Annotated in this window: 25 protein-coding genes; 14 read left to right on the plus strand and 11 right to left on the minus strand. The window is 64.3% G+C overall.

What is annotated here, in order from left to right:
• Positions 1-33 precede the first annotated feature (33 nt).
• The 3 genes from NKI46_RS02945 (at position 34) to NKI46_RS02955 (ending at position 3304) form a co-directional block, all read left to right on the plus strand.
• On the plus strand, positions 34-1359 hold the full coding sequence (locus NKI46_RS02945) for an ABC transporter substrate-binding protein (protein WP_023693796.1): 1326 nt from the start codon (positions 34-36) through the stop codon (positions 1357-1359).
• A gap of 141 nt (positions 1360-1500) precedes the next feature.
• Positions 1501-2400 (plus strand): carbohydrate ABC transporter permease, encoded by a 900-nt coding sequence (locus NKI46_RS02950; protein ID WP_502896791.1) that lies wholly within the window; start codon positions 1501-1503, stop codon positions 2398-2400.
• A gap of 1 nt (position 2401) precedes the next feature.
• The gene (locus NKI46_RS02955) at positions 2402-3304 is read left to right on the plus strand and encodes a carbohydrate ABC transporter permease (RefSeq protein ID WP_023673469.1); all 903 of its coding nucleotides are present in this window, start codon (positions 2402-2404) and stop codon (positions 3302-3304) included.
• Between the two features lie 30 nt (positions 3305-3334).
• Here NKI46_RS02955 and NKI46_RS02960 read toward each other — a convergent pair whose 3' ends face one another.
• Positions 3335-4039 carry an SDR family oxidoreductase gene (locus tag NKI46_RS02960; RefSeq protein WP_023705118.1) on the minus strand — a complete coding sequence of 235 codons (705 nt, stop codon included), beginning with the start codon at positions 4037-4039 and terminating at the stop codon, positions 3335-3337.
• A 131-nt stretch (positions 4040-4170) separates the two neighbouring features.
• Between NKI46_RS02960 and gcvA the strand changes: the two genes are divergently transcribed.
• Positions 4171-5070 (plus strand): transcriptional regulator GcvA, encoded by a 900-nt coding sequence (gcvA, locus tag NKI46_RS02965; RefSeq protein ID WP_023705119.1) that lies wholly within the window; start codon positions 4171-4173, stop codon positions 5068-5070.
• Positions 5071-5090: 20 nt separating this feature from the next.
• Here the strand turns inward: gcvA and NKI46_RS02970 are convergent, their stop codons facing one another.
• On the minus strand, positions 5091-6194 hold the full coding sequence (locus tag NKI46_RS02970; protein WP_023705120.1) for a flavin-containing monooxygenase: 1104 nt from the start codon (positions 6192-6194) through the stop codon (positions 5091-5093).
• 122 nt (positions 6195-6316) lie between these two features.
• On the opposite strand from NKI46_RS02970, the gene NKI46_RS02975 reads away from it, so the two are divergent.
• Positions 6317-6589: an FAD-dependent oxidoreductase gene (locus NKI46_RS02975; protein ID WP_348528050.1), complete on the plus strand. Its 273-nt coding sequence runs from the start codon at positions 6317-6319 to the stop codon at positions 6587-6589.
• A 61-nt stretch (positions 6590-6650) separates the two neighbouring features.
• On the opposite strand, the gene NKI46_RS02980 is transcribed toward NKI46_RS02975, so the two are convergent.
• Positions 6651-7067 carry a winged helix-turn-helix transcriptional regulator gene (locus NKI46_RS02980; RefSeq protein ID WP_023705122.1) on the minus strand — a complete coding sequence of 139 codons (417 nt, stop codon included), beginning with the start codon at positions 7065-7067 and terminating at the stop codon, positions 6651-6653.
• Between the two features lie 136 nt (positions 7068-7203).
• Here NKI46_RS02980 and NKI46_RS02985 point away from each other — a divergent pair, with 136 nt between their 5' ends.
• Entirely contained in the window at positions 7204-7791 is a 588-nt protein-coding gene (locus NKI46_RS02985) for a dihydrofolate reductase family protein (protein WP_023724498.1), read from the plus strand.
• Positions 7792-7886: 95 nt separating this feature from the next.
• On the opposite strand, the gene NKI46_RS02990 is transcribed toward NKI46_RS02985, so the two are convergent.
• Positions 7887-8315 (minus strand): VOC family protein, encoded by a 429-nt coding sequence (locus NKI46_RS02990; protein ID WP_156931523.1) that lies wholly within the window; start codon positions 8313-8315, stop codon positions 7887-7889.
• 246 nt (positions 8316-8561) lie between these two features.
• On the opposite strand from NKI46_RS02990, the gene NKI46_RS02995 reads away from it, so the two are divergent.
• Positions 8562-9770, plus strand: a complete 1209-nt coding sequence (locus NKI46_RS02995) for an MFS transporter (RefSeq protein WP_023705125.1) — start codon at positions 8562-8564, stop codon at positions 9768-9770.
• A 30-nt stretch (positions 9771-9800) separates the two neighbouring features.
• Here NKI46_RS02995 and NKI46_RS03000 read toward each other — a convergent pair whose 3' ends face one another.
• Positions 9801-12095, minus strand: coding sequence for a cation:proton antiporter domain-containing protein (locus NKI46_RS03000; RefSeq protein WP_352744715.1), 2295 nt, complete (start codon positions 12093-12095; stop codon positions 9801-9803).
• A 238-nt stretch (positions 12096-12333) separates the two neighbouring features.
• Here NKI46_RS03000 and NKI46_RS03005 point away from each other — a divergent pair, with 238 nt between their 5' ends.
• On the plus strand, positions 12334-13065 hold the full coding sequence (locus NKI46_RS03005) for a DUF2270 domain-containing protein (protein WP_023673885.1): 732 nt from the start codon (positions 12334-12336) through the stop codon (positions 13063-13065).
• Between the two features lie 37 nt (positions 13066-13102).
• Here NKI46_RS03005 and NKI46_RS03010 read toward each other — a convergent pair whose 3' ends face one another.
• Positions 13103-13447: a PQ-loop domain-containing transporter gene (locus tag NKI46_RS03010; protein WP_023673886.1), complete on the minus strand. Its 345-nt coding sequence runs from the start codon at positions 13445-13447 to the stop codon at positions 13103-13105.
• A 283-nt stretch (positions 13448-13730) separates the two neighbouring features.
• On the opposite strand from NKI46_RS03010, the gene NKI46_RS03020 reads away from it, so the two are divergent.
• On the plus strand, positions 13731-14036 hold the full coding sequence (locus NKI46_RS03020) for a hypothetical protein (protein WP_023689804.1): 306 nt from the start codon (positions 13731-13733) through the stop codon (positions 14034-14036).
• A 52-nt stretch (positions 14037-14088) separates the two neighbouring features.
• On the opposite strand, the gene NKI46_RS03025 is transcribed toward NKI46_RS03020, so the two are convergent.
• Together NKI46_RS03025 and NKI46_RS03030 are read right to left on the minus strand one after the other, a co-directional pair.
• Complete coding sequence (locus NKI46_RS03025) at positions 14089-14721, minus strand: Vgb family protein (RefSeq protein WP_023730380.1); 633 nt, start codon at positions 14719-14721, stop codon at positions 14089-14091.
• Positions 14722-14750: 29 nt separating this feature from the next.
• A complete protein-coding gene (locus NKI46_RS03030) occupies positions 14751-15971 on the minus strand; it encodes a hypothetical protein (RefSeq protein WP_023834511.1) in 1221 nt (406 codons plus the stop codon).
• Positions 15972-16360: 389 nt separating this feature from the next.
• Between NKI46_RS03030 and NKI46_RS03035 the strand changes: the two genes are divergently transcribed.
• From NKI46_RS03035 to NKI46_RS03045, 3 genes are all read left to right on the plus strand, one after another.
• The gene (locus tag NKI46_RS03035) at positions 16361-17113 is read left to right on the plus strand and encodes a DUF899 domain-containing protein (protein ID WP_352460496.1); all 753 of its coding nucleotides are present in this window, start codon (positions 16361-16363) and stop codon (positions 17111-17113) included.
• Between the two features lie 86 nt (positions 17114-17199).
• Positions 17200-17472 (plus strand): hypothetical protein, encoded by a 273-nt coding sequence (locus NKI46_RS03040; protein ID WP_023712515.1) that lies wholly within the window; start codon positions 17200-17202, stop codon positions 17470-17472.
• Positions 17473-17520: 48 nt separating this feature from the next.
• Positions 17521-18525, plus strand: coding sequence for a zinc-dependent alcohol dehydrogenase family protein (locus tag NKI46_RS03045; RefSeq protein ID WP_352460497.1), 1005 nt, complete (start codon positions 17521-17523; stop codon positions 18523-18525).
• A gap of 18 nt (positions 18526-18543) precedes the next feature.
• Here the strand turns inward: NKI46_RS03045 and NKI46_RS03050 are convergent, their stop codons facing one another.
• The 3 genes from NKI46_RS03050 to NKI46_RS03060 all read right to left on the minus strand — a co-directional run bounded on the left by NKI46_RS03050 (position 18544) and on the right by NKI46_RS03060 (position 22433).
• The gene (locus tag NKI46_RS03050; RefSeq protein ID WP_352744718.1) at positions 18544-20400 is read right to left on the minus strand and encodes an ATP-binding cassette domain-containing protein; all 1857 of its coding nucleotides are present in this window, start codon (positions 20398-20400) and stop codon (positions 18544-18546) included.
• 72 nt (positions 20401-20472) lie between these two features.
• Positions 20473-21618: a sugar ABC transporter substrate-binding protein gene (locus tag NKI46_RS03055; protein ID WP_352443657.1), complete on the minus strand. Its 1146-nt coding sequence runs from the start codon at positions 21616-21618 to the stop codon at positions 20473-20475.
• Positions 21619-21776: 158 nt separating this feature from the next.
• Complete coding sequence (locus tag NKI46_RS03060) at positions 21777-22433, minus strand: SGNH/GDSL hydrolase family protein (RefSeq protein WP_352460499.1); 657 nt, start codon at positions 22431-22433, stop codon at positions 21777-21779.
• Positions 22434-22599: 166 nt separating this feature from the next.
• Between NKI46_RS03060 and NKI46_RS03065 the strand changes: the two genes are divergently transcribed.
• Positions 22600-23835: an ROK family protein gene (locus NKI46_RS03065; protein WP_352744722.1), complete on the plus strand. Its 1236-nt coding sequence runs from the start codon at positions 22600-22602 to the stop codon at positions 23833-23835.
• 233 nt (positions 23836-24068) lie between these two features.
• Entirely contained in the window at positions 24069-26618 is a 2550-nt protein-coding gene (locus NKI46_RS03070) for a caspase family protein (RefSeq protein ID WP_352744724.1), read from the plus strand.
• Positions 26619-26622 lie beyond the last annotated feature (4 nt).

Genomic DNA, 26622 nt, shown 5'->3' on the forward strand with positions numbered 1-26622 from the left:
CATAGCGAGGAAGATAAACCGGAGGAGACGACCATGAAATTCACGAGACGCGATGTAATCCGCACGACCGCAGGTGCTGCGGCGGGAGCCCTGGGAAGCCGCTTCGTCGGCTCGCCGGCTTTTGCCCAGGAGGGCTTGAAATACAAGCCCGAGGAAGGCGCAAAGCTGCGGCTGCTGCGCTGGTCGCCCTTCGTCAAGGGCGATGAGGATCAATGGCTGGCCAACACCAAGCGCTTCACCGAGGCGACAGGTGTCGAGGTTCGTGTCGACAAGGAAAGCTGGGAGGACATTCGCCCCAAGGCAGCGGTCGCCGCCAATGTCGGTTCCGGCCCGGACCTCATGTTCGTCTGGTTCGACGACCCGCATCAATATCCCGACAAGCTGCACGACGTGACCGAGCTCGGCGAGTATCTGGGCTCGAAATATGGCGGCTGGCACGACGGACCAAAGCAATATGCGACGCGGGACGGCAAGTTCGTCGGCCTGCCGCTGGCCACGATCGGCAATGCCATCGTCTATCGCGAAAGCTGGGTGAAGGAGGCCGGCTTCTCCGAATTTCCGAAGGACACGGCAGGCTTCCTCGAGCTTTGCAAGGCGTTGCAGGCGAAGGGACATCCGGCCGGCTTCACGCACGGCCACGGCGTCGGCGACGGCAACAATTACGCGCACTGGCTGCTGTGGAGCCATGGCGGCCAGATGGTCGACGAGAGCGGCAAGGTGGCGATCAACAGCCCCGAGACGCTAAAGGCGATCGGATACGCGCAGGAACTCTACAAGACCTTCATTCCCGGGACCGAAAGCTGGCTCGACGTCAATAACAACCGCGCCTTCCTGGCCGGCGAACTCGGCGTCATCGCCAACGGCATTTCCGCCTACAATACGGCCAAGATCAACAAGGACAACGATCCGAAGCTGGCTGAGATCGCCAAGGACATCCGCACCACCAACCTGCCGATCGGTCCCGTCGGGAAATCGGTCGAACTGTTCCAGGTGACCACCGCCGTCATCTTCAACTACACGCCCTACCCCAATGCGGCCAAGGCCTATCTGCAGTTCATGTTCGAGGATCCGCAGATGACCGACTGGATCACCTCCTCGGCGGGCTATTGCTGCCAGACGCTGAAGGCCTTCGACAACAATCCAGTGTGGACGGCCGACCCGAACAATGCCGCCTATGCCAAGGCCTCGGCGACGCTGCGCCCCAACGGCTATGCCGGGCCGCTCGGCTATGCCTCGGCGGCGACCATGGCCGACTATGTCCTGGTCGACATGTTTGCCAAGGCGGTGACCGGCCAGGCGACGCCGCAGGAGGCGATGGAGGAGGCGGAGAAGCGCGCCAACCGCTACTACCGCGTTTGATCACGGCACCGCCGGGCAGCGTCTAGTGCGCTGCCCGGCCCGTCGCACAATCCCATGGCGGCCGTTGACGCCGTGACCTGATTCCCCGATGAGGAGCCCTCCATGGCCGTGCCGTCCGTTGCCGCCCAGCCGCGTCCGTCGATGCTTTCGCGGATCTCCGAAAGCCGCAACGCGCTGGGCTTCGGCTTCATGCTGCCGGCGGCGGCGCTGCTGCTGGTCTTCCTGACCTATCCGCTCGGGCTGGGCGTCTGGCTCGGTTTCACCGATGCCCGGATCGGCCGCCCCGGCATCTTCATCGGCGTCGAGAATTATCAGTACCTTTGGAATGACAACGTCTTCTGGCTCTCCGTCTTCAACACGCTGCTCTACACGGTCAGCGCCTCGATCCTGAAGTTCGTGCTCGGCCTGTGGCTGGCGCTCATCCTCAATGAAAACCTGCCGTTCAAATCGTTCTTCCGCGCGATAGTCCTGCTGCCCTGGGTGGTGCCCACTGTACTGTCAGCCATCGCCTTCTGGTGGATCTACGATTCGCAGTTCTCCATCCTGTCCTGGGCGCTGCAGCAAATGGGCCTGACCGACCACCGCATCAATTTCCTCGGCGATCCGGAGAATGCGCGCGCTTCGGTTATCGCCGCCAATGTCTGGCGCGGCATTCCTTTCGTCGCCATCACGCTGCTCGCCGGCCTGCAGACCATTCCGCAGTCGCTCTACGAGGCGGCCACGCTCGACGGCGCCAGTCGCTGGCAGTTGTTTCGTTATGTGACTCTGCCGCTGCTGACGCCGATCATCGCCATCACCATGACCTTCTCGGTGCTGTTCACTTTCACCGATTTCCAGCTGATCTACGTGCTGACCCGGGGCGGACCGGTGAATGCCACGCATCTGATGGCGACATTGTCTTTCCAGCGCGGCATTTCCGGCGGCCAGCTTGGCGAGGGCGCGGCCATCGCGGTGGCCATGATCCCGTTCCTGCTGGCGGCGATCCTGTTCAGCTATTTCGGCCTGCAACGCCGCAAATGGCAACAAGGCGGCGGAGACTGACATGGTCAAGACGGCCGCGACAAGGAAGGCGAAACGTGGGGATATCGACGAAGGCGGCATGGGCTACCTGCAGAGCCTGCCGCGCCGCGTGGTGACGGTCTATCTGCCGCTGCTGGTGTTCGTCTTCGTGCTGTTGTTTCCGTTTTACTGGATGACGATCACGGCGGTTAAGCCCAATCTCGAGATGACCGACTATGCGCAGTTCAATCCGTTCTGGGTGGTGCATCCGACATTGGAGCATATCCGCTATCTCCTGTTCGAGACCTCCTATCCGGGCTGGCTGCTCAACACGATCATCATCTCGACCGCCGCTACTTTCCTGTCGCTGCTGGCGTCGGTGTTCGCCGCCTATGCGATCGAGCGGCTGCGGTTTTCCGGGGCGCGGCAGGTCGGCCTCGGCATCTTCCTCGCCTATCTGGTGCCGCCCTCGATCCTGTTCATTCCGCTGTCGGTAATGGTTTTCAACCTCGGGCTCTACGACACGCCCTTCGCGCTCATCCTTACCTATCCAACCTTCCTGGTGCCGTTCTGCACGTGGCTGTTGATGGGTTACTTCCGCTCCATCCCGTTCGAACTGGAAGAATGCGCGCTGATAGACGGAGCGAGCCGGTGGCAGATCCTCACCAAAATCGTGCTGCCGCTCTCGGTGCCGGGCCTGATCTCCGCCGGCATATTCGCCTTCACCCTGTCATGGAACGAGTTCATCTACGCGCTGACATTCATCCAGTCCTCGGAAAACAAGACCGTGCCGGTGGGTGTGCTGACCGAGTTGGTGCGCTCCGACGTCTACGAATGGGGGGCGCTGATGGCGGGAGCGCTGATCGGCTCGCTGCCGGTGGTGGTGCTCTATTCGTTCTTCGTCGAGCACTATGTCTCGTCGATGACCGGCGCGGTGAAGGAGTGACGCGCCGGCTCACGCGAGGCGACCGCGCGGTCAGATCGCGCCGATGATGCCGCCGTCGACGCGGATGTTCTGGCCGGTGATGTAGCCCGCACCTTCGGAAGCGAGGAAGGCGATGGTCGCGGCGATCTCCTCCGACGTGCCGTAGCGCTGCATCGGCACGCTGTCGCGGCGCTCCTCGGTGGCCGGCAGGCTGTCGATCCAGCCGGGCAGCACATTGTTCATGCGCACATTGTCGGCGGCGTAGGTGTTGGCGAAGATCTTGGTGTAGGCGGCAAGACCGGCGCGGAACACGGCGGATGTCGGGAACATCGGGCTCGGCTCCACCACCCAGGCGGTCGAGATGTTGATGATGGCGCCGGCCCTCTGCTTGACCATCTGCGGCGCCACGATGCGCACCGGCCGGATGACGTTCATCAGATAGACGTCGAGACCGGTGTGCCACTGCTCGTCGGTGATTTCGAGGATCGGCGCGCGTGGCCCGTGGCCGCCGCTGTTGACCAGCACGTCGATGCGGCCGTAGCGCTCGAGCGTCAGGTCGGCGAGCCGCTGCAGATCGTCATTCGACTGGTTGGAGCCGGTGACGCCGAGGCCACCAAGCTCTTTCGCCAAGGCCTCGCCCTTACCTGAGGACGACAGGATCGCGACCTTGAACCCGTCCGCCGCCAGCCGCTTGGCCGCCGCCGCACCCATGCCGCTGCCACCGGCGACGACCACTGCCACTTTTTCTACATTCATCTCGATTTTCCTTCGCACGGGTTGGCGGGACTCTGAAGCCCATGTTTCCGACCTTCGAGCAATGCTATAAACGGTTTTGCCATCTGGTTCGAACCAGAAAGCCTGAAATCAAGCTGTAGAAAAACTCCTGCATGCCCGAAGCCTTCCTGAGCCTGCCGCCGTTGAATGCGCTGCGTGCCTTCGAAGCCGCCGCGCGTCATCTCAACTTCCGCATCGCCGCGCAGGAGCTGAACGTGACGCAAGGGGCGGTGGCGCAGCATATACGCGGGTTGGAGGCCGATCTCGGCGCAAAGCTGTTCGACCGGCTGCCGCGCGGCCTGGCGCTGACCGACGAAGGCCGCGCCTATGCGCCGAACATCCGCCGCGCCTTCGACCTGATCTCCGAGGCAACGCTGCTGTTGCGGCCCGAACCGGCGCGACTGACGATCAGCGTCACGCCGAGCTTTGCCACCAAATGGCTGATCCCGAAACTGCCGGAGTTCGTCGCGCACAACCCGCTGGTCGATTTGCGAATCCTGGCCAGCGAAAGCCTGTCGAGTTTTCAGGCCGATGGCGTCGACATTGCGGTCAGGCAAGGCCGCCTGCCCTTCGGCGCCGGCCTGATGGTGGATCTTTTGTTTCCACAGCAGATCATCGCCATCTGCAGCCCTGCCCTGCTGCCGACCGGCGCGAACGAGATCGCGCCGACCGACATCCAGCACCACGTCCTGCTGCACGACGCGCACAATCTATGGCCGGAATTCATGGAAAAGGCGCTCGGCCTGAGGATGGCCACCGAGGCCAAACGCATGCGCTTCAACCAGACGGGCCTCGCGATCGACGCCGCCATTGCCGGCCAGGGCATCGCGCTGGCCAGCCGGTTTCTCGTATCCGCCGACATTGCCGCCGGCCGGCTGGTGCAGCCGATCAACGCAGAGATGCGTGGGACGCACGATTTCTATGTCGTGATGCCGCGCAAGCAACGGCACCCAGAACCGACGCAAGCCGTGCGGCAATGGCTGCTGGATGAGGGCGATGCGGCGCGGCTGTGATGGATAGCCGATCTCCCCTTTTACCGCCGCCGAGCAATGTCGGCCGCCACTGCCTTCGCCTCGCGTCCAATTTCCCTGAGCAGACCGGTGACCGGATTGTAGAAGCCGACGAGGTAGAGGCCGAGTTGCGAGGCGCGGGCGTTGACGCCACTGCGCTCCGGCTGCAATTCCACGGGCAGAAACTTCTCGTAGCCCGGGCGATAGCCGGTGGCGAGGATGACGGCGTCGAAATTTTCCTGCCTGCCGTCGGTGTACGCAGCGCCGCGCTCGGTGAAGCCCGCTATGTCGGGCGCGATCTTGATGGCGCCTTTGGTGATGGCGTCGACCGTGCCGACGTCGATGACCGGGATGCGGCCGACTTCGTCGATCTGTTGCAGGATGCCCTGCTTCGGCCTGACGATGCCGTATTTCTCGAGCTTGCCCAGCGCGAAATCGAGGATGATCGGAAACATCCAGTCGTTCAGCGCCTGCGGCATCGGCCGGCTGGCGATGCCGACCATCTGGATCGGCACGCCAAACAGCTGGCGCGGCACGATGTGGACGCCCTTGCGCACCGAAATGGTCGGACGCGCGCCATTTTCCGCCAAGTCGAGCGCGATCTCGGCGCCGGTGTTGCCCATGCCGACGATCAGCACCGAGCGGCCGGCAAAGGGCGCCGCTTGCGTATAGTCGGCGCTGTGCAGCACCTCGCCCTTGAAAGCCTCGATGGCAGGGAGCCGGGGGACGATCGGCTCGGCATTGTTACCGCTGGCGATAACGACATGGCGCGCCTTGAGGTTGTCCGATCCTGTCTCGACCAGAAAACCGCCGTCCCCGAGGCGAATGGCTTTCACCGTCACGCCGAAGCGCGGGCGCAGATCGAATTTTTCCGCATAGTCGTCGAGGTAACGGACCACCAGTTCGCGCGGCACGTAGCGCGGATAGTTTTTGGGAAAGGGCAGGAACGGCAGCGACGAGAACGACTTGACCGTATGCAGATGCAGTCGCCGATAGTGCCGCCGCCAGGCGGGCGCGATCTCCTGCGATTTTTCGAGCAGGATGAAATCCACTCCTGCCCGCTTCAGGCAGGCACCGACCGCAAGGCCGGCAGGCCCGGCGCCGACAATAACGACAGTGGTGTCCAAGCGATTCTCCTCCCGCTAGCTCCTTAGGCTACGCGTAGAAGCGCAGGCGGGACAAGGCGCGCCTCACCTTCTCCCCTTGTTGGAGAAGGTGGATCGGCGCGCTAGCGCCGAGACGCCTTCGCATCGCGGCGCGCACGCTGCGCATCCTGTCCGGTCTCGGCTCACCCCCGGTGACGAATGTCTATCCCGGCAATCGCCCCATGCTGTCGGACGGGCTGCCTGTCGCCGGCCGCACCGCGGTCGAAGAGCTCTACGTGCATGGCGGCATGGGCCCAATCGGCATGCATGCCGCCCCCGCCACCGCGCGCTGGCTGGAAGAGGCCGTGGTTTCGGGCGATGGCAATCCGAAGCAGACATGGCTCCGGCCACAGCGATTTGCGGGATGGGAAGGGTGAGGCTGCGCGACGTCGTGTCGATCTAGCCCCCATCGGCCCGAAGGGAGGGCTGGCGTTGCTCCTAGCCGATATGCTCGGCGCGCAGCTTCTTCTTTATCTGCTCCAGGCCCGCCTCGCCGCCCGCCGCCAGTTCGTCGGCGATCCTTGCCAGCTCGTCATCGGCGTTGCGGTATTTGCTGCCCCAGGCGCCGAGCGTCGCCAGCACCGGCAACAGGTCGATGCCCGCCTCGGTCAGCTTATAGATCGCCTTGAGCTTGTGCGTGGGGTCGTCGCTTCTGGTGACGATGCCCTCATCCTGCAAGGTCTGCAGCCGCTCGGCCAGGGTGCGCGACGAGATGCCTTCGCCTGATAGCAGAAACTCCCGGAAGTGCCTTTTTCCGGCGAAAATCATGTCGCGGATGATCAGCAGCGTCCAGCGGTCACCGAGCAATTCGAGCGATAGGCTGATGGGACAGCCGGATCTTTCCCTGGTCGACATTTAAATGCTTCCATTTTTAAATCACTTTACTATTGACATCATTTTTCACTCGTGTCAATGGTTCCGAAAGTAAAGCAATCACCAACGCCGCCTGACCTGGCGCTGGTGACACCAGAGCTCAATCAGGAGAACAACGATGAGAAAACTGATCCTGCAGATGCAGATGTCGGTCGACGGTTTTGTCGGCGCGGCCGGCGATGAGCACTGGCAGCTCTGGGAATGGGGCGCCAACTGCCCGTGGGACGACGACTTGAAGCAGGATTTCAACGCGGTGTTCGCCGGCATCGATACCATTCTGCTCAGCCGCAAGATGGCCGAAGAAGGCTATCTAACCCATTGGGGCAATGCGGCAAAAAACTATCCGCACGATCCCTTCTACGCCTTTGCGCAGCGCATCGTCGAGGCGCGCAAGGTGGTGCTGAGCGACAAGCTCGCGGCATCGCGGTGGGAGCGCACGACGCTTGCCAGCGGCGACCTGCCGCGCGAGGTCAAGGCGCTGAAAGCTGAAGGTGAAGGCGACATGGCGGTGTTCGGCGGCGCCGGCTTTGCCTCGGCGCTGATTGCAGCGGGGTTGGTCGATGAGTTCCAGCTGTTCATCAATCCGGCCGCGCTGGGCGACGGCGAGCGGATTTTCGACCGTGGCGGCTTCCGGAAATTGCGCCTGCTCGGCTCTAAAGCCTATGCCTGCGGAATGGTGGTGAACCGCTACGCGCCGGCAATGTGAAGCAGTTCAGCGATTGAATCCGTGGACCGCTTCAACTCTTTGTTTTTGCGAGAACTCCGGACGGATCACCGCAACCCGCTCCTCGTGAACCTGCGCTAGAAATTGATCTCGACCGAAGCGGCACTTCGCTTTGCCGGCCCGTGAAACACCGCCTCGATGTTGTTGCCGTCGGGGTCGAGCAGGAAGGCGGCGTAGTAGCCGGGGTGGTAGGGCCGCTCACCCGGCGCGCCATTGTCGGCCCCGCCGGCATCGAGGCCGGCCCTGTAGAAGGCATCGACCATGGCGTTATCCCTGGCCTGGAAGGCCAGATGATGGCGCCCGGTCAGTTGTCCCCTCGCCGCCCGGCTGTCGAGGCTTGAGATGAACAGTTCGTCGGCCCAGAAATAGTCCTCGGCCTCGCCGCCGATCGGAATGCCGAGCACCTTGAAGACGGCTTCATAGAAGCGCCGGCTCGCCTTGAGGTCCCTGACCACCAGCTGGACGTGGTCGATGAGGCGGCCGCGATGCAGTTCCATGAGCGATATCTCCCGTCGCGAGACCACAAAGCTAGTGCCGCGGAGCGGCTCGTCAATTCGGCAGTCTATCTTGTCGGCGCGCTTGGCAGCCTTACACCCTGCTTTTGTCATATCCGGATGGACTTCCACGCAGACCGGATAAAAAATGCAACCGGATTGTCGGATTCGAAATCCCGCCAACGTCCTTCGGACGCAAGCGGCGCAACGGAGCTGGAGCGAGTGGCGCCGCATCGAAACCGATCTCGGGAGAAGAGCATGAACAATTCCTACCGTTGGGTGATCGTCGCGTGCGGCGCGCTGATGACCTGTGTGGCGCTCGGCGCGATGTTTTCGCTGGCGATCTTCCTCGAGCCGATGGCGCTCGACACCAACTGGTCGCGAACCGGCATTTCCAGCGCCATGACGCTGAATTTCTTGGTGATGGGTGCAGGCGGTTTCGCCTGGGGCGCCATCTATGACCGTGTCGGCGCCCGCCCGGTGGTTTTTGCCGGCGCGGTGCTGCTCGGCCTGTCGCTGGTGGTGGCGAGCCGAGCCCAATCGCTGCTGGTCTTCCAGCTGAGCTATGGCGTCATCGTCGGGCTGGCGGCCAGCGCCTTCTTCGCGCCGATGATCGCGCTGACCACCGCCTGGTTCGAGACCCATCGCAGCCTGGCCGTGTCGCTGGTCTCGGCCGGCATGGGCGTGGCGCCGATGACCATCTCGCCCTTCGCGCGCTGGCTGATCACGGCCTATGACTGGCGGACCGCCATGTTCGACATCGGCATCATGGCCTGGGTGCTGTTGCTGCCGGCCGTCTTCCTGGTGCGCCAGCCGTCGACGGCGGTCGCGGCAGCGGATGGCAGCGCGCCCGCGCCTGCCGCGGCCCCCGGCATGTCAGTCGGCCAGGCGCTGCGCTCGCCGCAATTCCTGGTGCTGGGTATGACCTTCTTCGCCTGCTGCGCGGCGCATTCGGGGCCGATCTTCCACATGGTGAGCTATGCCATGTCGTGCGGCGTGGCGCCGATGGCAGCCGTGTCGATCTACAGCGTCGAGGGCCTTGCCGGCCTTGGCGGGCGCGTGCTCTACGGCGTGCTCGGCGACAGGCTGGGCGCCAAGCCGGTGCTGATCGTGGGCCTCGCCATCCAGGCGGTGGTGATCGCCGCCTATCTCGCCGTCGGCAATCTCGAGCAGTTCTATCTCCTGGCGATCATCTTCGGCGCCACCTATGGCGGCGTCATGCCGCTCTATGCGGTTCTGGCGCGCGACTATTTCGGGCCGCGCATCATCGGCACGATACTTGGCGCCGCGACCCTGTTGTCCAGCCTCGGCATGTCGTTCGGCCCGCTCGCCGGCGGCATGATCTTCGACGCCTATGCCAGCTATTCCTGGCTGTTCATCGGCTCGGCGCTGATCGGACTCGGTGCTGCCGGCATCGCCATCGGCTTCCCGCCGCAGCCCGGCCGAGAGAGGCTGCAGGCGGCATGAGCGAAATTTCCCCTCGAGGGGAAATACTCATCACCCTGTCCCCGTTCCCGAGCGCAGCTCTTCCCTGCCCTCGTCGTCGCGGCTGAGCCTGGCGTCCGAGATCAGCACCACCGGGCATTGGCAGCGCTGCAGCACGCCGGTGGTCGTCTCGCCAAAGAAGAGTTCCTCGCCAGGGCGCCGCGCCACGCCCATGACGATCAGCGCCGCCGCCCTGCCGGCCTGGCGGGCAATGGCATCGGCGGCGGCGGCCCGGCTGCGGATGGCCGTCTCGATCTCGACGCCATAGCGGTCGGCTAGCGCGACGGTATCCTTCAGCACCGCCTCCCTGTGGCGATGCGAGACAGTGTCGCGCGGTTCGTCGCGGCCGACGCGCGCGACATAAAGTATCTTGACCCGAGCACCCGTGACCGCTGCAATCGCCAGTGCCATTTCGGCACCCCGGCGGGCGATCGCGGTGCCGTTGACCGGAACCAGAATCTTCCCGCCTTCAGGTCCTAGCCTTGGCATTTGGCGGCCGGCGCCGGTCGCCTTCAGCACCAGGCATAGCGGACCCTCGAAGGCGCCGGCGATCTCGTTGATGCGGCGGGTAAACCCACCTTTCGAGGTGACCGCGCGGCCGAGCCCGATCAGCAGCAGCCCATAGCCTTTGCGCGCCTCCTTGGCAACCGTTTCGGCCGAAAGCTCGGCCTCGTGGCGCCGCGTGACAGGCGCCGCGCGGGCCAGCTCCTCGTCCGAACTCCTGGCGGCCTCGCGGCTGTCCTCGGCACCCTTTTCGATCGGCTCGAGCTTCGCATCCGTGCCGGGCTCGGCCTCCTCCCCCTCGCCTCGGGCATGCAGCACCGTCGTCGGCCTGCCGGCGCCCACGACTCCTGCGAGGTAAGCGGCAAAGCGGCCGACAACGCCCTCATCGGTCACCACCAGCAGTCGTTCCAGATTGGCGATGAAGCCGCGTTGGTCGATCTCCTCGCGCTCCAGACGCTTCTTCTCGTTCTCGCCCATCGGCAAGCGGCCGAGTGCCCAACGCAAGGTCGGCGGCATGGCGAGCGTGGTGATGACGGCCATGGTCACGATCATGGTGAAAAGATTGTGCGACAGAACGCCGATCGACAGGCCAATAGAGGCGACGATGACTTCGGTCGAGCCGCGCGCGTTCATGCCGCAACCGACGGCGATGCCTTCCCTGCGGCTCATGCCGGCAAGCTCGGCGCCGATGAAGGCGCCGGCGAATTTGCCGAAGCTGGCGATCAGCACCAAAGCGGCCGTGAGTAGCGCAAGCTCGTGGTCGACAAGCACGGTGAGATCCGCCGAAAGGCCGGCGACGCCGAAGAAAACCGGCATGAACAGCGCCATGATGACGCCGCGCAATTGCCCTTCGATATGACGCGACAGGATCGGCGATTCCCCAACCAGTATGCCGGCGACGAAGGCGCCGAGCACGGTGTGGACGCCGATCAGATCGGTGATCAGCGCCATTGCGCCCATGATGGCGAGAATGACGGTGACGACGGCGTATTCGCTGCGGAACGTATCGTTGGTCCAGCGGATGGCGTCGAAGACGATGCGGCGGCCAATCGTGAAGGAAAACCCCATGAAGGCGGCAACGCCGACAATGGTGAAGGCAAGGCTGCCGAGCTCGAAGCGCCCCTTGGTGGCGATGCCGATGGTGATGGCGATGATCACCCAGCCGATCGTGTCCTCGATGATGGCCGACGAGACGATGGTCTGACCGAGATCGCGGCGCATGAAGTTCATCTCGCGCACCACCATGGCGACGATCTTGACCGAGGAGATCGACAGCGCCGTGCCGAGGAAGAGACCGGCGACAATGCGCTCGGTTCCGTCGGCCAGCAGCGAGGCCGGCATGAGCTGTGCGGCGGTGAAGCCGAGCGCGAAAGGCACGGCGACGCCCGCGGCGGAGATGGAAAAGCACGCACGGCCGACCCTGCGCACCAGCCGCAGATCCGTCTCCATCCCGGTGAGCAACAGAAGCATCAACACGCCGAGCTGTGCGATGGCGCTGATCATGCTCTTTTGGGTGGCGTCGCCTGAAAAGATCACGCGTTCTGCTTCCGGCAATAGCCAGCCGAGCAGCGATGGCCCGAGCAGGATGCCGCCGATGAGCTGACCCATCACCGCCGGCTGGCCGAGACGCTCCAGCAATTCGCCGATGCCGCGGCCGACGAGAAGCAGAAGGAGGATTTCGAGAACGAAAATGCCCTCGCTGGACATGCCGGTCTTTTCGGCTGCCAACGATGCGGCCGGCATGAATGCGAAGGCTGCCGCGGCAAGCGCGACCGACCGGCGCCGGTTGACCACGAAGGACATGCACCCCCTCATCGTGCCCGGTATAACGTTTGCGGGCGAGATCGGTTGCACGCCACGCTCCCTTGGCGCGCCGCAGGTTCCTCCTTACCTGAATCGCATAACGGGCCTATCTGACTGCGGATAAACCGCCGAGACCCGGGCCGGCGACGGAACATTTTCAACCGATTGCGCGTTGCGCGGATGGGGATGACCGGCGTCGTTTCGGCCGGCCATGGCGTTGGGAGGCGCGTGGCAAGGGATGTCCCAGGTCAAGACCGTGAAAACCGACGAAGCGGCTGCAGCGCCGCGGGCCTCTGATGCGTTCGCGCTGAAGCTCACCTCATCGGAATTCGTGGCCACCATGTCGCATTTCCACCGCGCCGAAATCGCCCGCATGGCCGGCTGGCGCGACCGGCTGGACCGTACCAGCAACTGGGCGATTACTGTCGTCGCCGCCATGCTCTCAGTCTCACTCTCGACGCCCAGCGCCCATCATGGGGTGCTGCTCTTTGCCATGCTGCTGACCACGCTGCTGCTATGGATCGAGGCGCGGCGCTATCGTTTCTTCGACGTCTACCGGGCCAGGGTGCGCCAGTTCGAGCGCTATTATTTCGCGCAGATTTTCTCGCCGCAGCCCGACTACGCCTCCAACTGGCTGGCCATCGTCGGCGAAGGCCTGCGTTCGCCGCGCTTCCTGATCTCGCAACGCGCGGCGTTGGTGCGCCGGCTGCGCCGCAACTACATTTTCATGTACACGATCCTGATGCTGGCGTGGGTGCTGAAGATCACGACGCCCAGTCTGCAGCGCGAAGGGTCGCCGATAGGCTTGGGCGCGTCATTTCTCGACGCCGCGCGCGTGGCGCAGCTCGGCCCGGTTCCAGGCATCTATGTCGTGTGCATGGTCGGGCTGTTCTATGTCGGCCTACTCGCAGCCGCTTTCCTCATCTCAAGCGACGAGGGCGAGCTTTCGCATGGCACCGTGCATGTCTGAGAGCGGCCTCGAAAAGCGCAATCTGCCGCGGTGATCTTCAGCAGACATTGTCGACCATCAGAGCGGTCGCTTCCGACCGGCTTGCGGCTTCCTCAACCGGAAGCCGTGCGCGATGGCGCTTGTAGGCGGTGAGCGCGATGACCAGCACGCAGCATACGGCGTTCAGCCAGTTGATCGCCGCCAGAGCGGGATCGTTCAGATTGATGTGGGCGTAGAGTCCCGTCGTGGCGTTGGCGCCTGTCCACAACAGCCAGGTCGCGTAGGAAATCGCCGACGCCCCGTGCCTGTCCCGGGCCACCCGCACGATCTGCGGCAGGTAGGACACCACCCGCAAGCCATTGAAAATAGTGAAAAGATAAAAAGACAGATCAGCAAGTGTCATCCGAAACCCCTGTCATGGCCGGACGTCCCATAGCGTTCCTTGCAGTGGCGGCATGTGAGCCCGTTCACATGCCGGTTTCGATTTCCTGTTGCGGCCCGGCATCCGGATTCTTTCGCCATGGGGGCGTTCGCCGTGAGCCAGCCCGACGAGGTCGACATGAACCAGATCTTGTTTCGGCCGACGGCGCGGGAGTGCTAAACAGATCTCGTGCTTGGGCAAAGTTCGGGTTGACCGCTGCCAAGCGCGCGGCGACTATCCCTGCAACGTGCAGGAGGACATGAGAATGGACGAACCCGATCGCTGGCGGCACATGGCGAGCGCCCCCAAGGACGGCAGCCGCATCCTGGTCACGGTCAGGCCATCGGAACAGGGGCCGGCCGAGGTCGACCTCGCTTACTGGTCGCGCGCCGACCAGTTCGGCACGGAGGGCTGGCGCTCTTCCGATTCGTCGCCAGGACGGGTGATCGAATACCCCGAACCGGAGTTGAAATGCTGGATGCCGCTGCCGACGGCCAATCTGAGCCGGGCTTCAATGCCAAGTCCGTGGCAAGGCGAAGACGTCCCGCTGCTCGACGGCTCCGGGATATGATCTCGGCGGGATGACCGTAGGAAATACGCTGCCGGCCCAATACTTGACGGCCTTACTTCGGCCGACGCACCGATCGCACCATGCCGCCCGGGCCGCTGCCGCAAAAGAAGCGGTCGCCGCCGTCGGATTCGAGCCCGGAAACGCCCACCCCCGCCGGCATGTCGAGCCGTTCCAGCACCTTGCCAGTTTGCGGATCGACGCGCCGGACATCGCTCTGGTCGCCTTCCCAGGTGCCGTGCCAGAGCTCGCCATCGACCCAGGTCACTCCGGTGACGAAGCGGTTTGAGTCGATGGTGCGCAGGATTTTCCCGGTCTCGGGATCGATCTGGTGGATCTTGCGCTCCCGGTTCTGCCCCACCCAGAGCGTGCCCTCGGCCCAGGTCATGCCGGAATCGCGGCCGCCGCCGGGCGCCGGGATGGTGGAGAGCACCTTGCCGGTATCGGGGTCGATCTTCTGGATGCGGTCCCCGGCGAGCTGGAACAGATGCCGGCCGTCATAGGCGGTGCCGGCATGTGCCGCGACATCGATCGAGCGCAGCGTCTCGCCGCTTGCCGGATCGAAGGCGGTCAGCCGCTCGCCCGTCGCAAACCAGACATTCTGTCCGTCGAAGCTCACGCCGTGCACGGTGTCGACATCAGGAAAGGGCCCGTATTCGCGCAGGATTTCCGCTGCTGAATGTTTCATGTCCTGGTCCTCGATCATGGTCACCTTTCCTAGCCGTTCGGCAGCGGCGACGGGAGTAACAAGGTGGTCGTGAAACCAGCGACCGGTGGCGTCATCCAGCGCCGCGCCCGGCCGTGGCCGAAGGACTGCACTTTGCCGGTCTCGGCCAACTGCTCGAGCGCCCGCTGTACGCTGCGCTGTCCGGCGCCCAGCGCCAGCGCCAACGCCGAGCTGGCCCAGGATTCACCATCAGCCAGGAAGGCCAGCACCGCGGCGTGCCGCTCCTCGATCGGCCGCGCCAGCACCGCCACGGAGCCTGCTTCGCGCGGCTTTAGCGCGAAGCCCTGGCTGGTCGCGCCTATGCCCGCCAGCGGCCGCAATTCGGCGCGCAGCCGGCCGATCTCGACCCGCAGCCTGGCGCGATGCGATTCATCGGCATGCCGGCCGCCAAAGGCGCGGGCAATCAGCGTCGCCCTCGGCACATCCGCCGGCCAGGCTTCGGCAAGCGCGCGCGCCAGCGCAAACAGCACCGGCCTCGTTGCCAGCGAGATCGTTGTTTCCTGCTTGTGCACGATATAGCGGAACGTATCGACGACCAGCGCGCGCGACGCCTGCAGCGCTTCGACCTCTTCGAGCAACAGCGGATGCTCCTCGCCGCCTGCGATCAGCCGCGCCGCCGGCGTCTCCAGCGCCAGGAAGGCGCTGTCGACCTCCGCCATAAGACCCGGAATGCCGGCCCGGCGGGCGGCATGGCGCGCCCACTCAAGGGCTGCGCGCGCGGCCTTCGTCTTCAGGCGCCGCATGGCGATGCCGGCAACCGCGAGTTCATGCGCGGCGCGTGAGGCCGGCGGAAGCGGCGACGGATCGAGCCCAGCCAGCACGTCTTCAGCCTCGTCGAGGCGGCCGATCAGCAGCAGGCGGCGCACTTTGAGATGCCCGGCATGCGCCGCGTTCAGCCGGTCGCCATGCTTTTCCAATGTCGACCGCGCCGCGTCGAGCGCCTTGGACGGCCAGCCGAGATCACGCGAAACAAGTGCGATCTCGGCTTCGGCGACAACGCACCTGGCGCGCGCCACCGCCTCCTTTGGACCGAAGGCACGGCCGGCCCTACGCAACAGTACTTTGGCGCGATGGAAATCGCCGAGCTGCGCCATGGCAATGCCGCGCAACGCCAGCGCCGGGGCATCCTCGCGCAAGGCGACGCGGTCGAGTGCCGCCAGCGGATTGCCCGCCGCCAGCGCCAGCCCTGCCGCGGTGATCAGCGAGTCCATGCAAATCCCGTCACATTTGTAACTCCCACCGCTCCCCTTATCGGCCCTAACTTAAGTCACCACCGCCAAGCAGCAAGCCGCGGACGGCGACCTAGCCATCTGGACTGGTTGAAGACGCCCAGGCCTGCGTTGACGGCAATATTCGCATTCGCTAGCCTGAGCATCTCAGACAGTCGTGTTAAGCTTCTCAATAAGGAAAAACCGACCATGCCTGCTTCCGAGGACTTCGAGCCCACCGTGCGGCCTCGCCACCCCTGCTGCGGTGGCCCGCCTGCAAATGCCGTCACATTTGTAACTCCGCCCTCGCCGCCTCGCGGCCCTAGCCTGCCTCACGATCAACAGTCAACGACAAGCCACAACGGCTCAACAACTGGCAAAGGAAACAAGCAATGACCAAGCACGTGGCAATGAAGACCCCACCGGTCGTTTCAAGGCAGGAATGGGAAGCCGAGCGCGAAAAGATGCTGGTGAAGGAAAAGGCAACGATGCGCGCCAGGGACGCGCTGTCGGCCGAGCGCCGGCGCATGCCATGGATGGAAGTAGACAAGGCCTATGTGTTTGAAGGTCCCAACGGCAAAGCGAGCCTGCTCGATTTGTTCGAGGGCCGGCGGCAGTTGATCGTCTACCGCGCCTTCTACGAACCCGGCGTCCACGGCTGGCCCGAACATGCCTGCCGCGGCTGTTCGCTCGGCGCCGACCAGGTCGGCCATCTCGCCCATCTCAACGCCCGCAACACCACGCTTGCCTATGCCTCGCGCGCGCCGCAGGCCGACATTGTCAGCTTGAAGCGGCGGATGGGTTGGGAGATGCCCTGGTACACAATCACCGACAGTTTCGACAAGGATTTCGGCGTCGACGAATGGCACGGCCACAACGTGTTCATCCAGGACGGCAAGAAAGTGTATCGCACCTACTTCATCAACAACCGCGGCGACGAGCAGATGGGCACGGTCTGGAGCTACCTCGACGCAACGCCGCTCGGCCGCCAGGAAATCTGGGAGGATTCGCCCGAAGGCTATCCGCAGACCGAGCTCTACAGCTGGTGGAACTGGCACGACAATTACGACGCCGCACCCGACAAGACGTGGGAGGAAGTGTCGGCGGCCGGCGAAGCCGCGTTCCGCAACAAGGACGGCAAGTAAGGACCTGGAGCGGCGCCCATCCAGCTTGGTTTCCTGTCCCTCACGGGACAGGAAACCCGGGCATTGATCATCAAGGGATTACGACCATGAGCGATATCGGCACAGGCACCGGCAGTGAGGTCCCTCAACGCTCCGATGCAGTTTCTCTCCGCACCGCCGACTGGCTGTGCCTCGCCGCGGCCCCTGTTTTCGCCGTGATGGCGCTGCTTACCTGCATTCACGCTGGCGACGGCGTCATGTCGTGCCTGGGGGCCGATGCCTCCCCGTTCACCGGCATGCCGCTGATGTATCTCTTGATGAGCGCCGTCCATCTGGCGCCTTGGCTGCGCGTGATTTCCGGCCGGCCGGTCCGGCGATAGGCTGGACCGCCGCCGCCATGCTAACGCTCTTTACGTCGGAGAGAGACTATGAAGCTGGTCAGGCTGAGAGCGCCGGGCGGGTTGGACAAGCTAGACCTGGTCGAGGAGGATCAGCCCCGGCCTGGGCCGGGAGAAATGCTGGTCAGGATTCGCGCCTGCGCGCTGAATATGCGCGACGATTTCGCCGTACAAGGCAAGGTGCCGCTCGCCGACGGCCGCGTGCCGCTGTCGGATGGCGCCGGCGAGGTGATCGCGATCGGTGACGGCGTCGACACGTTCAAGCCGGGCGACAGCGTCGTCAGTGTTTTCTACCCCTGGTGGCTGGCCGGCGACATGAGATCCGATACAAGCCGCGACATTCCCGGAGACAGTTTCGACGGCTTCGCCAGCGAGTATGTGTGCATGCCGGCGCAGGCCTTCACCAAGGCGCCGGCGGGCTATACGCATCTCGAGGCGGCAACGCTGACCTGCACGGGCGTCACCGCCTGGCGCGGCCTGGTGACATGCGGCAAGGTAAAGCCCGGCGACACGGTGCTGATCCTTGGCACCGGCAGCGTGTCATTGTTTGCGCTGCAATTTGCCAAGGCCGCCGGCGCAAGGGTCATGGCCACGTCGTCCGATGAAGGGAAGCTGGAGAAGCTCAGACGACTCGGGGCCGACAGCGTCATCAACTACAAGGCGGTGCCGGAGTGGGGCGGCAGGGCCAGGGAACTGACGGACGGTCGCGGCGTCGATCATGTGATCGAGGTCGGCGGACCGGCGACGCTGCCGCAGTCGATAACGGCCTGCCGGACAGGCGGGCATATCGCACTCATCGGCGTCCTGACCGGCTTTGCAGCAGAAATTTCGATCCCGGCGCTGTTTTCGAACCAGATCCGCATCAGCGGAATTTCCATCGGCAGCAAAGCTGACCAGCAGGACATGATCCGTGCCATAGAGGTCAACCGCCTGAAGCCCGTCATCGACAGCAGCTTTCCACTGCAGGATATCGCCGCCGCCTTCAGGCATTACGAAGCGCAAAGGCATTTCGGCAAGATCTGCCTCGAGCTTTAGACCCTGCGATCGGCATTCCTACCCAGCGGCCGGCGCCAGCGTCCCGCTTGCCATCAGGCCCCAGAGTTGATCGGCGGTCAGTTGTCTGGCCGAGCCGTCGTAGGCCACCCGGCCGAGGCTGAGCACCACGATCCTGTCGGCCAGCGCCCTGACCGTCGACAGGTCGTGCGTGACCAGGATGACGCCGGTGCCGCTGGCGGCGATCGAACGGATCAGTTTGACGACCTGCGCGGTCTGCTTGACGCCAAGCGCGGCGGTGGGCTCGTCGAGGCAAATCAGCTTGACGTGATCGGCAAGCGCGCGGGCAATGGCGATGGACTGCCGCTGGCCGCCCGACAGCGAGCGCACCAGAACGTTTTCGTCGCGAAGCGTGACGCCCAGCGCGGCAAGCCGGGCACGACACTGCTCGGCGGCCTTTCGGTCGTCGCGAACCGGGAAGACACCGAGCCAACGCCGCGTTTCCTCACGCCCGAGGATCATGTTGTGGGCGACGCTGAGGTTTGGGCAGAGCGCCAAATCCTGATAGACGGTCTCCAGGCCGGCGCCGCGTGCATCCTGCGGGCTCCTGAAGGAAATCGGCTGGCCCTCGAGGGTCATCGCGCCGGCATCGGGCTGGATGGCGCCCGAAATAATCTTCACCAGCGTCGACTTGCCGGCGCCATTGTCGCCGAGCAGACAGACGATCTCGCCTTTGCCGACCGTGAAGCTCGCCTCTTCCAGGGCCGTCAGCGCGCCGTAGGATTTGCGGGCGCCGGCAATTGAGAATGCCGGACCTTGCGGGGCTTCTCCATTGCCCGCCGTCACGGCAGGGCCGGCCGATGCGACGGCACCATTGTCCGCCACCGTGAAGTTGGTCGCGGCCACCAGGGCGCGCCGGCCGCGAAAACCGATCGCAGCCTGGTCGGCCACCAACGCCAGCAACAGCATGCTTCCCACTGAAATGGATTGCCACCATGATTGCAGGCCGACGAAGATCAGTCCTGCATTGAGGATGCCGATGGTGGCAACGCCGATGGCGATGCCGAGCGGCCGGCCGGAGCCGCCGGAAAAAGCGACGCCGCCAAGGATCGCGGCGGTGAGCACGTCGAGCTCGAAGCGAACGCCGATGGTCGGCGTGATGCTGCCGAGACGACCGGCGATCAGAACCGAGACCAAACCGATCAGCAAGCCATTGGCGGCGTAGAGGCCAACCACCGTGCGTCCCACAGGAATGCCGCAGAGTTCGGCCGCGCGTGGGTCGCCGCCGATGGCATAGATTCTTAGTCCCGTGACCGTGCTGGTCAGGACAAAGGCTCCGGCGACAAAGACCAGCGCGGCGATGACCACGGTGTACTGGATGCCGAAGATCTTGCCCCGCCCCAATTCGAGCAGAGCCTCGGGAAAACCATAGACCGCGGTGCTGGAGACGACGAAGGCAAGGCCGCCATAGAGCGCCAGCATCGCCAGCGTGACGATCAACGGCGAGATGCTCAGCCTGCGCACCAGCAGACCGTTGAGCAGACCGAGCAAAAGGCCCAGACCCAGGCCGACGCAGATCGCCAGCAGCGCGCTCTGCGTCGCCACTGCAACCTTGGCAGTGATGATGCCGATCAAGGCGACCATGCTGCCGATGGAGAGGTCGACAAAGCCGGCGATCAGCAGCGCGGAGGTGCCGAGCACGGCAATCAGGATCGAGGTCGAGTTGACGCCGATGACGACGAAATTGTCGAGGCTGAAGAACGATTTGTTCAACAGCGAGAAAGCGACGATCAACCCCAGCGCAACCAGGGCAAGGCCGACGCGGCCCGAGGCTTCGCCGGGCGGCTTGGTGCCGGGCAGCAGGGATGAGGCTGCTTGCATCGGCAGCCGCTCGGATCGAACATTGTCTGTCATCATGCCCAACCGGACTCAAGGATAGGAACCGGCCGGCCAGCACGGCTGGATCCGGCCGGCGCAACACATTGGGCGCTACTTTGCCTCGGATGACCAGGGGAAATTCACATACTGGTCGCGCGTATCGTAGCAAATGTTGCCGTACATCCTGAGATAGATGTCGCGGCGCTTCGGGTCCTTGTAGACCGCGGCCGGATCGGCCACGTCGGCCTCGTATTGGGCCATGTAGTCGCTGGTCAGCGCCACGGGGAGGATATCCATCGCCTGCGGGATGCTCTTGCCCTCCAGCCAGTCGGCGGCGTGCTGGCCCATGGCATAAGCGAAGACCGGCGACGCCAGGCTGATGCTTGCCTTGTAGGGACCGCCGCCTTTCTTGATCGCGGCGACCGCCTCCGGCTCGCCGTCGATGCCGCCAAGGAACTGGTCCGGCCGCGCCTTGCCCGCCGCTTCCAGCGCAGCCAGCGCGCCGAGCACGACGGTGTCGGCGCCGAGCACGACATCGACGTCGGGATGGGCCTGGAGAATGGTGCTCATCGTGGCAAAGCCGCCTTCCTTGTTGACGGGATTGGGCGAGATGTCGGCGACGATGGTGACGCCTGGCATAGCCTTGAAGATGTCGCGCATGGCGGCAAAGCGCGGCGCCAGGAATTCCATGCTGTCATGCGACAGGATGACGACATTGGCCTTGCCGCCGAGCTTGTCCTTTATGTAGGCCGCGGCCGCTTCGGCCAGCACCTTGCCGGTCTCGTATTGCGGCGCGTTGAGCAGCGACGTCGCCGGCGGCGGCACGATGGTGCCGACATAGGCGCCCGACCAGATAAGCTCCTGCAGGCTGCGGCTCATCGAGGCCGGGTCCACGGGGGCTGCGACCAGACCGCCGATCTTGGAGGCGAGAAACAATTGCACCTGCTCGACCCCCTTGGCGGCGTCATTGTTGGCAAGCGCGCGGCGATATTCCAGGCCGCGATCCTTGGCGGCGGCGGCCAGGCCGCGGTCGACGCCCTGCATGAATTCACGCTCGTTGTCCTGCGCGAAGGCCAGCACCTTGCTCAGGCCGGGCGGTGGGCTGCAGGCCGGCGCCTTCGGGTCGAACGGCGCAAATACCGCCGGCTTGGTGAGCCCGGCCGGGCCGTCCTGCGCGCTTGCCAGGACGGTACCGCCCGCGAGCACAGCGGCAACGCCGAGCAGCGTCGCCAGCATCATGTTCCTGTCAGATCGCATTTTACTTCCTCCCTGTCGTTGATTGTTGCCGCGCTTCGTAAGCCTCGCGGTCGCTACTCTTCCCAGTCTCCCCAGATACCCACCTTCCCGCTTGCAAGTCAAAAGTTTTTCCAGTGGAATTAATTAATCAGAGATAGTCGGGTGACTCGCCCACGCGATCACGCCTTGGCGATCAGCGACTGGACGGCTTTGGCCAATTCCGTGCCGAGCACGCGATGCGCGTCGCTGTCGAGGTGAATGCCGTCTACCGCGCTCGATTCGACGACGTCGCCGGCGTTGAAGAAGGCGGCGCCGGCGCGCCGGGCCGCATCGCGGAACAGGCCGGCAAAGTGCATCGACTTTGAAGCGCCGCCCAGGAACATCTGGCCGAACCAGTCGACCTCCAGCATCGGCGGCGGCGCAACAATCAGGACCGCGGGCGCCACGCCTGCGGGGCCAGCTTCGCTGCGCAGCACAATTCTGGCCAAGATCTCAATAGAATCAGCGACATCATTCGGCGTTACCGAGAACCTGTGCTTGAGATCGTTGGTGCCGAGCATCAGGATGACGAGGTCGAGCGGCATATGCGTTTCCAGGCACACCGGGAGCGATTTGAGCCCGTTCTTGTGGAGACCTTCGATCGGATCGTCGTGCAGGGTGGTGCGCCCGCCCTGCCCTTCTTCGATCACATCCCATCCGCTGCCGAGCTGGCGGCGCATGATGCCCGGCCAGCGCCGGTCGGGCGTGAAGCGGTGCCGTCCGACCCGGGCCAGGGTGGGAATGGCGCCATAGGTATTGGAATCGCCAAAGCACATGATGGTCCGGGTCTGCGTCACGGCATTGCTCCTCCAGGCCTGCATACTTTGAACGACAGCAGGCCGGCCGGCGTCAACTACATTTTTCCATCGGGTGGATTTAAGTGTTGCCTTGCCATGCCCGCATTGCTACGTCAGCGCTTTGATCGGCTCGCCTTGCGGCCAAACTCCTTGCGCAGGGGAAAGCGTGACCGGAACCAGCTTCTTCAGTCTCGAAAAGATCGCCGAGGGCCGCAGCGGCGGAACCACGCAGGCCGAGAGCCGCATCTACAACGAACGCCTGATCGTCTCGCTCATCCGCCGGCACGGGCAGCTGGCCAAGACCGATTTGACGCGGCTGACCGGGCTGGCCGCGCAAACCATCACCACCATCGTCAACCGCGCCGCCGACAACAAGCTGCTGCTGCGCCTGGAGCCTTTGCGCGGACGGCTGGGGCAACCCTCGGTTCCCTATGCGTTGAACCCGAAAGCCGCGTACGCCTTCGGCCTCAAGGTCGACCATCGCAGCGCCGATGTCGCCCTGGTCAATTTCGTCGGCGACGTGATGGCGTTCGAACGCACACTGTTCGACTATCCGACGCCCGTCGAGGTGATGAAATTCGCCAAGGGCGCCATCGCGCGCATGTGCCGCAAGCACAGATCGATAGAGCAAGACCGCATCGCGGGTCTTGGCATCGCCTCGCCATTCCATCAGTGGAACCTGAGCGAAGAGGGCGCGGTGCCGGCGAGCAGGCTGGATGCCTGGAGGGAAATCGACATTCGCGCCGAACTGGACCGGGCGTTCGACTGGCCGGTGTTCCTCTACAACGACGCCACGGTGTCGGCCGCGGCCGAACTGATGTTTGGCGCCGGCGGATCGCGCGCCGACTTTCTCTATGCCTATGTCGGGCACTTCATCGGCGGCGGCCTGGTGCTCGATCATCACTTGTTCCCCGGACGAAACAAGCTGGCCGGGGCGCTGGGCGACATGCCGGTGCCCGCGCCGGGGCGCAAGGGCGACCGCATGATGCCGTTGCTGCGCGTCGCTTCGCTGCATTCGCTCGCCGGCAAGCTCAACGACCAGGACAATGGGGACAAGGATGCCGGCCGCATCTGGTCGTCGCCCGACGATTGGGGCGACCTTGGAGAGCCGCTCACCGCGTGGATCGATGAGGTTTCGGACGGGCTTGCCTATGCCGCCCGCAGTGCCGTTGCCTTGCTCGACATCGACAATGTGGTGATCGATGGCGCCATACCGAATGGCGTGCGCAAGGAGATCGCCAAGGCCATGCGCAGAAAGCTGGCGCGGATCCTTGTCGATCGCCCCGAGCCGTTCTCCGTCATCGAGGGGACGTTTGGCCATCTCGGCCCCGTTATCGGCGGCGCCAGCATTCCGTTGCTGGTGAAATATTCGAACGACAAGGAATTGCTCTTCAAGGAATAGGCGCGCAGCCGCCGGCACCAGGCATTTCGAACTGTGAGACTTGTCACATACCTGCTCGTGAAGCGCGTGCTACTTGCACCCTGCGGTCGGTCGACGCCGAAAGAAATCGCCTGCCATGGTCTGGCGGTGACGGGCCTTTCACTTTATGCTGTGGCAGGTTGCATACTCTCAACGGACCTTGATGCCGCAAGCGGTGTTCTCGTCGGCGTCAGGCCGCGACCAGGAGTTTTGTCATGCTCCGACTTTGCGGATTCATCGCGGCCTTCATCCTTGCCGGCCTCACAAGCTTTGAGGCCTGCGCCGATCGAAGGGTCGCGCTCGTCATCGGCAATTCCGATTATCGCGACATCCCGGCGCTGAAGAACCCGGCCAAGGATGCCCAGGACGTATCGGCCACGTTCCGGCTGGCGGGCTTCGAGGTTTTCGTCGCCGAGAATCTCACCAAGCAGCAGTTCGAAGGCCAGTTCCGGGACTATCTGGCCGCCGCCGACGGCGCCGATCTCGCCGTCGTCTACTATTCCGGGCACGGCTTTCAGATCGGCGGCGAGAATTTCCTGATACCGGTCGACGCCTCGTTGAAGAAGGCGGCCGACATCGAGGTCCAGGCCATCAAGCTCAACGACGTGCTGGAGCAGTTGCGCTCGAAGTCGAAGATCCAGGTGATCATCCTCGATGCCTGCCGCAACAACCCCTTCCCGCGCAACAATTACTGGCTGCGCGACCAGCTTGTCACCGCCGGCAATACCGGGCTGGCGCAGGTGCGAAGCTCGCTCAACACGCTGATTGCCTTCGCCACCGAACCAGGTGCGGTCGCCTATGACGGCAGCGGCGATCTCAGCCCGTTTTCATCGGCGTTTTCGCGGCGCGCGCTGGCGCCGAACCAGGAGATCCGCACGGTCATGTCGGCGGTGCGCCGCGATGTCGTGCAGGCCACCAACGGCATGCAGGTGCCATGGGAAAATTCCTCGCTAATCGACGACGTGGTGCTGGTGCGCCGCAACAATCGGCCTTCGCTGCCGCCAGTGCTGGAGAAGGTAGTGCTGTCGGGGGTCGGTCCTGTCGCTCTCGGCCTGCCGGAGCCGGTCGATGTCGATGGCGGCGCTATCAGCGTCAGCATCGAACGTCCGCCAGCAATGGGCCGTCTGGTGCTGGACGGCAAAGACGTCGCGATGGGCGAACCGATTGCCGGCAAGGACCTGCCGCGCCTGCAGATGGATATCCCCAAAGGAGCCGCCACGCAGGACGAGGTGGATATGCTGGCCTACGCCACGCATGACAATTGGGGCGGCGGAAGCCAGGGCATATTGGTGTTCCGCGTCAAGAGCGGCGAAGGTGCGGCGGGTCAGCAGATCATGGCTTCGCTCGAGGCCGAGCAGAAGCAGCAGGTGCTGGAGCGCGGCATCCACATCACCGGCGCTGCCGAAGCGATCGAGAACCGCAAGCTTGATGTTCCCGTCGGCGTCGGACCGGTCGCGCTCAATCTGGATTTCCCGACCGACGATCCGGCGGTCAGCCTGAAGGTCTCTGGGTATCCGGCAACGGGAACGCTGTCATTGCCTGATCGAACCTTGTCGCCGCAATCCAGCCTTCTGGCCGGTGAAGTCGACCATCTCCGTTACGAGCCGCAGATCGGCGCCGGCGCGCCGGTCGAGGTCGGCTTCGAAATCCGGGCCGACAGCAGCTCGGCTAAGCCCGCGACAATGAAGCTGTCGCCGACGGTCGATGCCTGCGATACCGCCGCCGGCGAGCCTCTCGACCTGCAAGGGGTGGTGCCCGGCCTGCTGCCGAACGAGATCGGCGCCGGTGCGGTGGCAGCCTGCGAGGCGGCCGTGAAAACCTATCCAGACGTCGCCCGCTTCCACTACGAGCTCGGCCGCGCCCTGCTTGCGGCAGGCCAGGTTAGAGAGGCCAGGACAGCCATCGAGGACGCCGCCAAGAAAGGCCATGTGCGCGCCGTCTTCGAACTCGGCTATCTCAACGCAACCGGAACCGGAACGACCATAGACCGCACCCAGGCCAACGCTCTCTACAAGGCTGCCGCCGACAAGGGTGATCCTTACGGTATGACCTCGTGGGGACGCGCGCTGTTCAATGGCTATGGCGTCAACCGCGATACGGCCAAGGGCCTCGACCTGCTGCTCAAGGCGGCGGCCATGGGGCACACCTATGCCATGAACGATCTTGCCGCCATCTTCACCGAGGGCCGCAACGGCGTGCCTGCCGATCCGGCCCGCGCCGTCGCCTTCCTGCAAGCGGGGGTGCAGCGCCAAGACATGTATTCGATGAACCTGCTCGGCCGCAATTACCTCGCCGGCCAGGGCATCGACAAGGATCCGAAGACGGCGCAGGCCCTGTTCCAGCAGGCCACCGATCTTGGCCAGCCCTACGCGCCCGGCAGCCTCGCCCGCATGTACAGGGATGGCGCCGGTGTGCGCCAGGACCCGGCGGAAGCGCAAAGGCTGTTCGAACTGGCGACCACGCGCGGCGATCCGTCGAGCGCCTATGATCGCGCGGCGCTTGAAATGGCGAAAGGCGACAAGGCCGATCAGGCTGTCGCGGTGCGCTTCCTGGCATTCGCCGTCGCGCTCGATCTGCGCAAGGAGCTGCCGGACGCCAAAAAGGGCCTGGCGCAGTTCGGCACCAAGCCGAAAACGGCAGCTTTGGACGCCCTGCGTCGAGAGCTCAAGTCGAAGATTCCCGCGTCCGGTTCGCTGGACACGCAACTGGTCAATGCGGCCCGGGGGGTCTGGGAAGAAGCCAATCCGCGTCGGGATTTGTTCTGAACAA

Origin of the sequence: Mesorhizobium sp. M0615 (genome assembly GCF_040320805.1) — a bacterium.
Taxonomy (GTDB): domain Bacteria; phylum Pseudomonadota; class Alphaproteobacteria; order Rhizobiales; family Rhizobiaceae; genus Mesorhizobium.

Bases quoted from the DNA above. Each gene is read 5' to 3' on its own strand.
- NKI46_RS03000 (WP_352744715.1), bottom strand. From the start codon at position 12,095: ATGTCCTTCGTGGTCAACCGGCGCCGGTCGGTCGCGCTTGCCGCGGCA.
- NKI46_RS03005 (WP_023673885.1), top strand. From the start codon at position 12,334: ATGTCCCAGGTCAAGACCGTGAAAACCGACGAAGCGGCTGCAGCGCCG.
- NKI46_RS02945 (WP_023693796.1), top strand. From the start codon at position 34: ATGAAATTCACGAGACGCGATGTAATCCGCACGACCGCAGGTGCTGCG.
- NKI46_RS03010 (WP_023673886.1), bottom strand. From the start codon at position 13,447: ATGACACTTGCTGATCTGTCTTTTTATCTTTTCACTATTTTCAATGGC.
- NKI46_RS03030 (WP_023834511.1), bottom strand. From the start codon at position 15,971: ATGGACTCGCTGATCACCGCGGCAGGGCTGGCGCTGGCGGCGGGCAAT.
- gcvA (WP_023705119.1), top strand. From the start codon at position 4,171: ATGCCCGAAGCCTTCCTGAGCCTGCCGCCGTTGAATGCGCTGCGTGCC.
- NKI46_RS02950 (WP_502896791.1), top strand. From the start codon at position 1,501: ATGCTTTCGCGGATCTCCGAAAGCCGCAACGCGCTGGGCTTCGGCTTC.
- NKI46_RS02995 (WP_023705125.1), top strand. From the start codon at position 8,562: ATGAACAATTCCTACCGTTGGGTGATCGTCGCGTGCGGCGCGCTGATG.
- NKI46_RS03045 (WP_352460497.1), top strand. From the start codon at position 17,521: ATGAAGCTGGTCAGGCTGAGAGCGCCGGGCGGGTTGGACAAGCTAGAC.
- NKI46_RS02960 (WP_023705118.1), bottom strand. From the start codon at position 4,039: ATGAATGTAGAAAAAGTGGCAGTGGTCGTCGCCGGTGGCAGCGGCATG.
- NKI46_RS03020 (WP_023689804.1), top strand. From the start codon at position 13,731: ATGGACGAACCCGATCGCTGGCGGCACATGGCGAGCGCCCCCAAGGAC.
- NKI46_RS03025 (WP_023730380.1), bottom strand. From the start codon at position 14,721: ATGAAACATTCAGCAGCGGAAATCCTGCGCGAATACGGGCCCTTTCCT.
- NKI46_RS02985 (WP_023724498.1), top strand. From the start codon at position 7,204: ATGAGAAAACTGATCCTGCAGATGCAGATGTCGGTCGACGGTTTTGTC.
- NKI46_RS03035 (WP_352460496.1), top strand. From the start codon at position 16,361: ATGACCAAGCACGTGGCAATGAAGACCCCACCGGTCGTTTCAAGGCAG.
- NKI46_RS03040 (WP_023712515.1), top strand. From the start codon at position 17,200: ATGAGCGATATCGGCACAGGCACCGGCAGTGAGGTCCCTCAACGCTCC.
- NKI46_RS03050 (WP_352744718.1), bottom strand. From the start codon at position 20,400: ATGATGACAGACAATGTTCGATCCGAGCGGCTGCCGATGCAAGCAGCC.
- NKI46_RS03055 (WP_352443657.1), bottom strand. From the start codon at position 21,618: ATGCGATCTGACAGGAACATGATGCTGGCGACGCTGCTCGGCGTTGCC.
- NKI46_RS02955 (WP_023673469.1), top strand. From the start codon at position 2,402: ATGGTCAAGACGGCCGCGACAAGGAAGGCGAAACGTGGGGATATCGAC.
- NKI46_RS02980 (WP_023705122.1), bottom strand. From the start codon at position 7,067: ATGTCGACCAGGGAAAGATCCGGCTGTCCCATCAGCCTATCGCTCGAA.
- NKI46_RS03070 (WP_352744724.1), top strand. From the start codon at position 24,069: ATGCTCCGACTTTGCGGATTCATCGCGGCCTTCATCCTTGCCGGCCTC.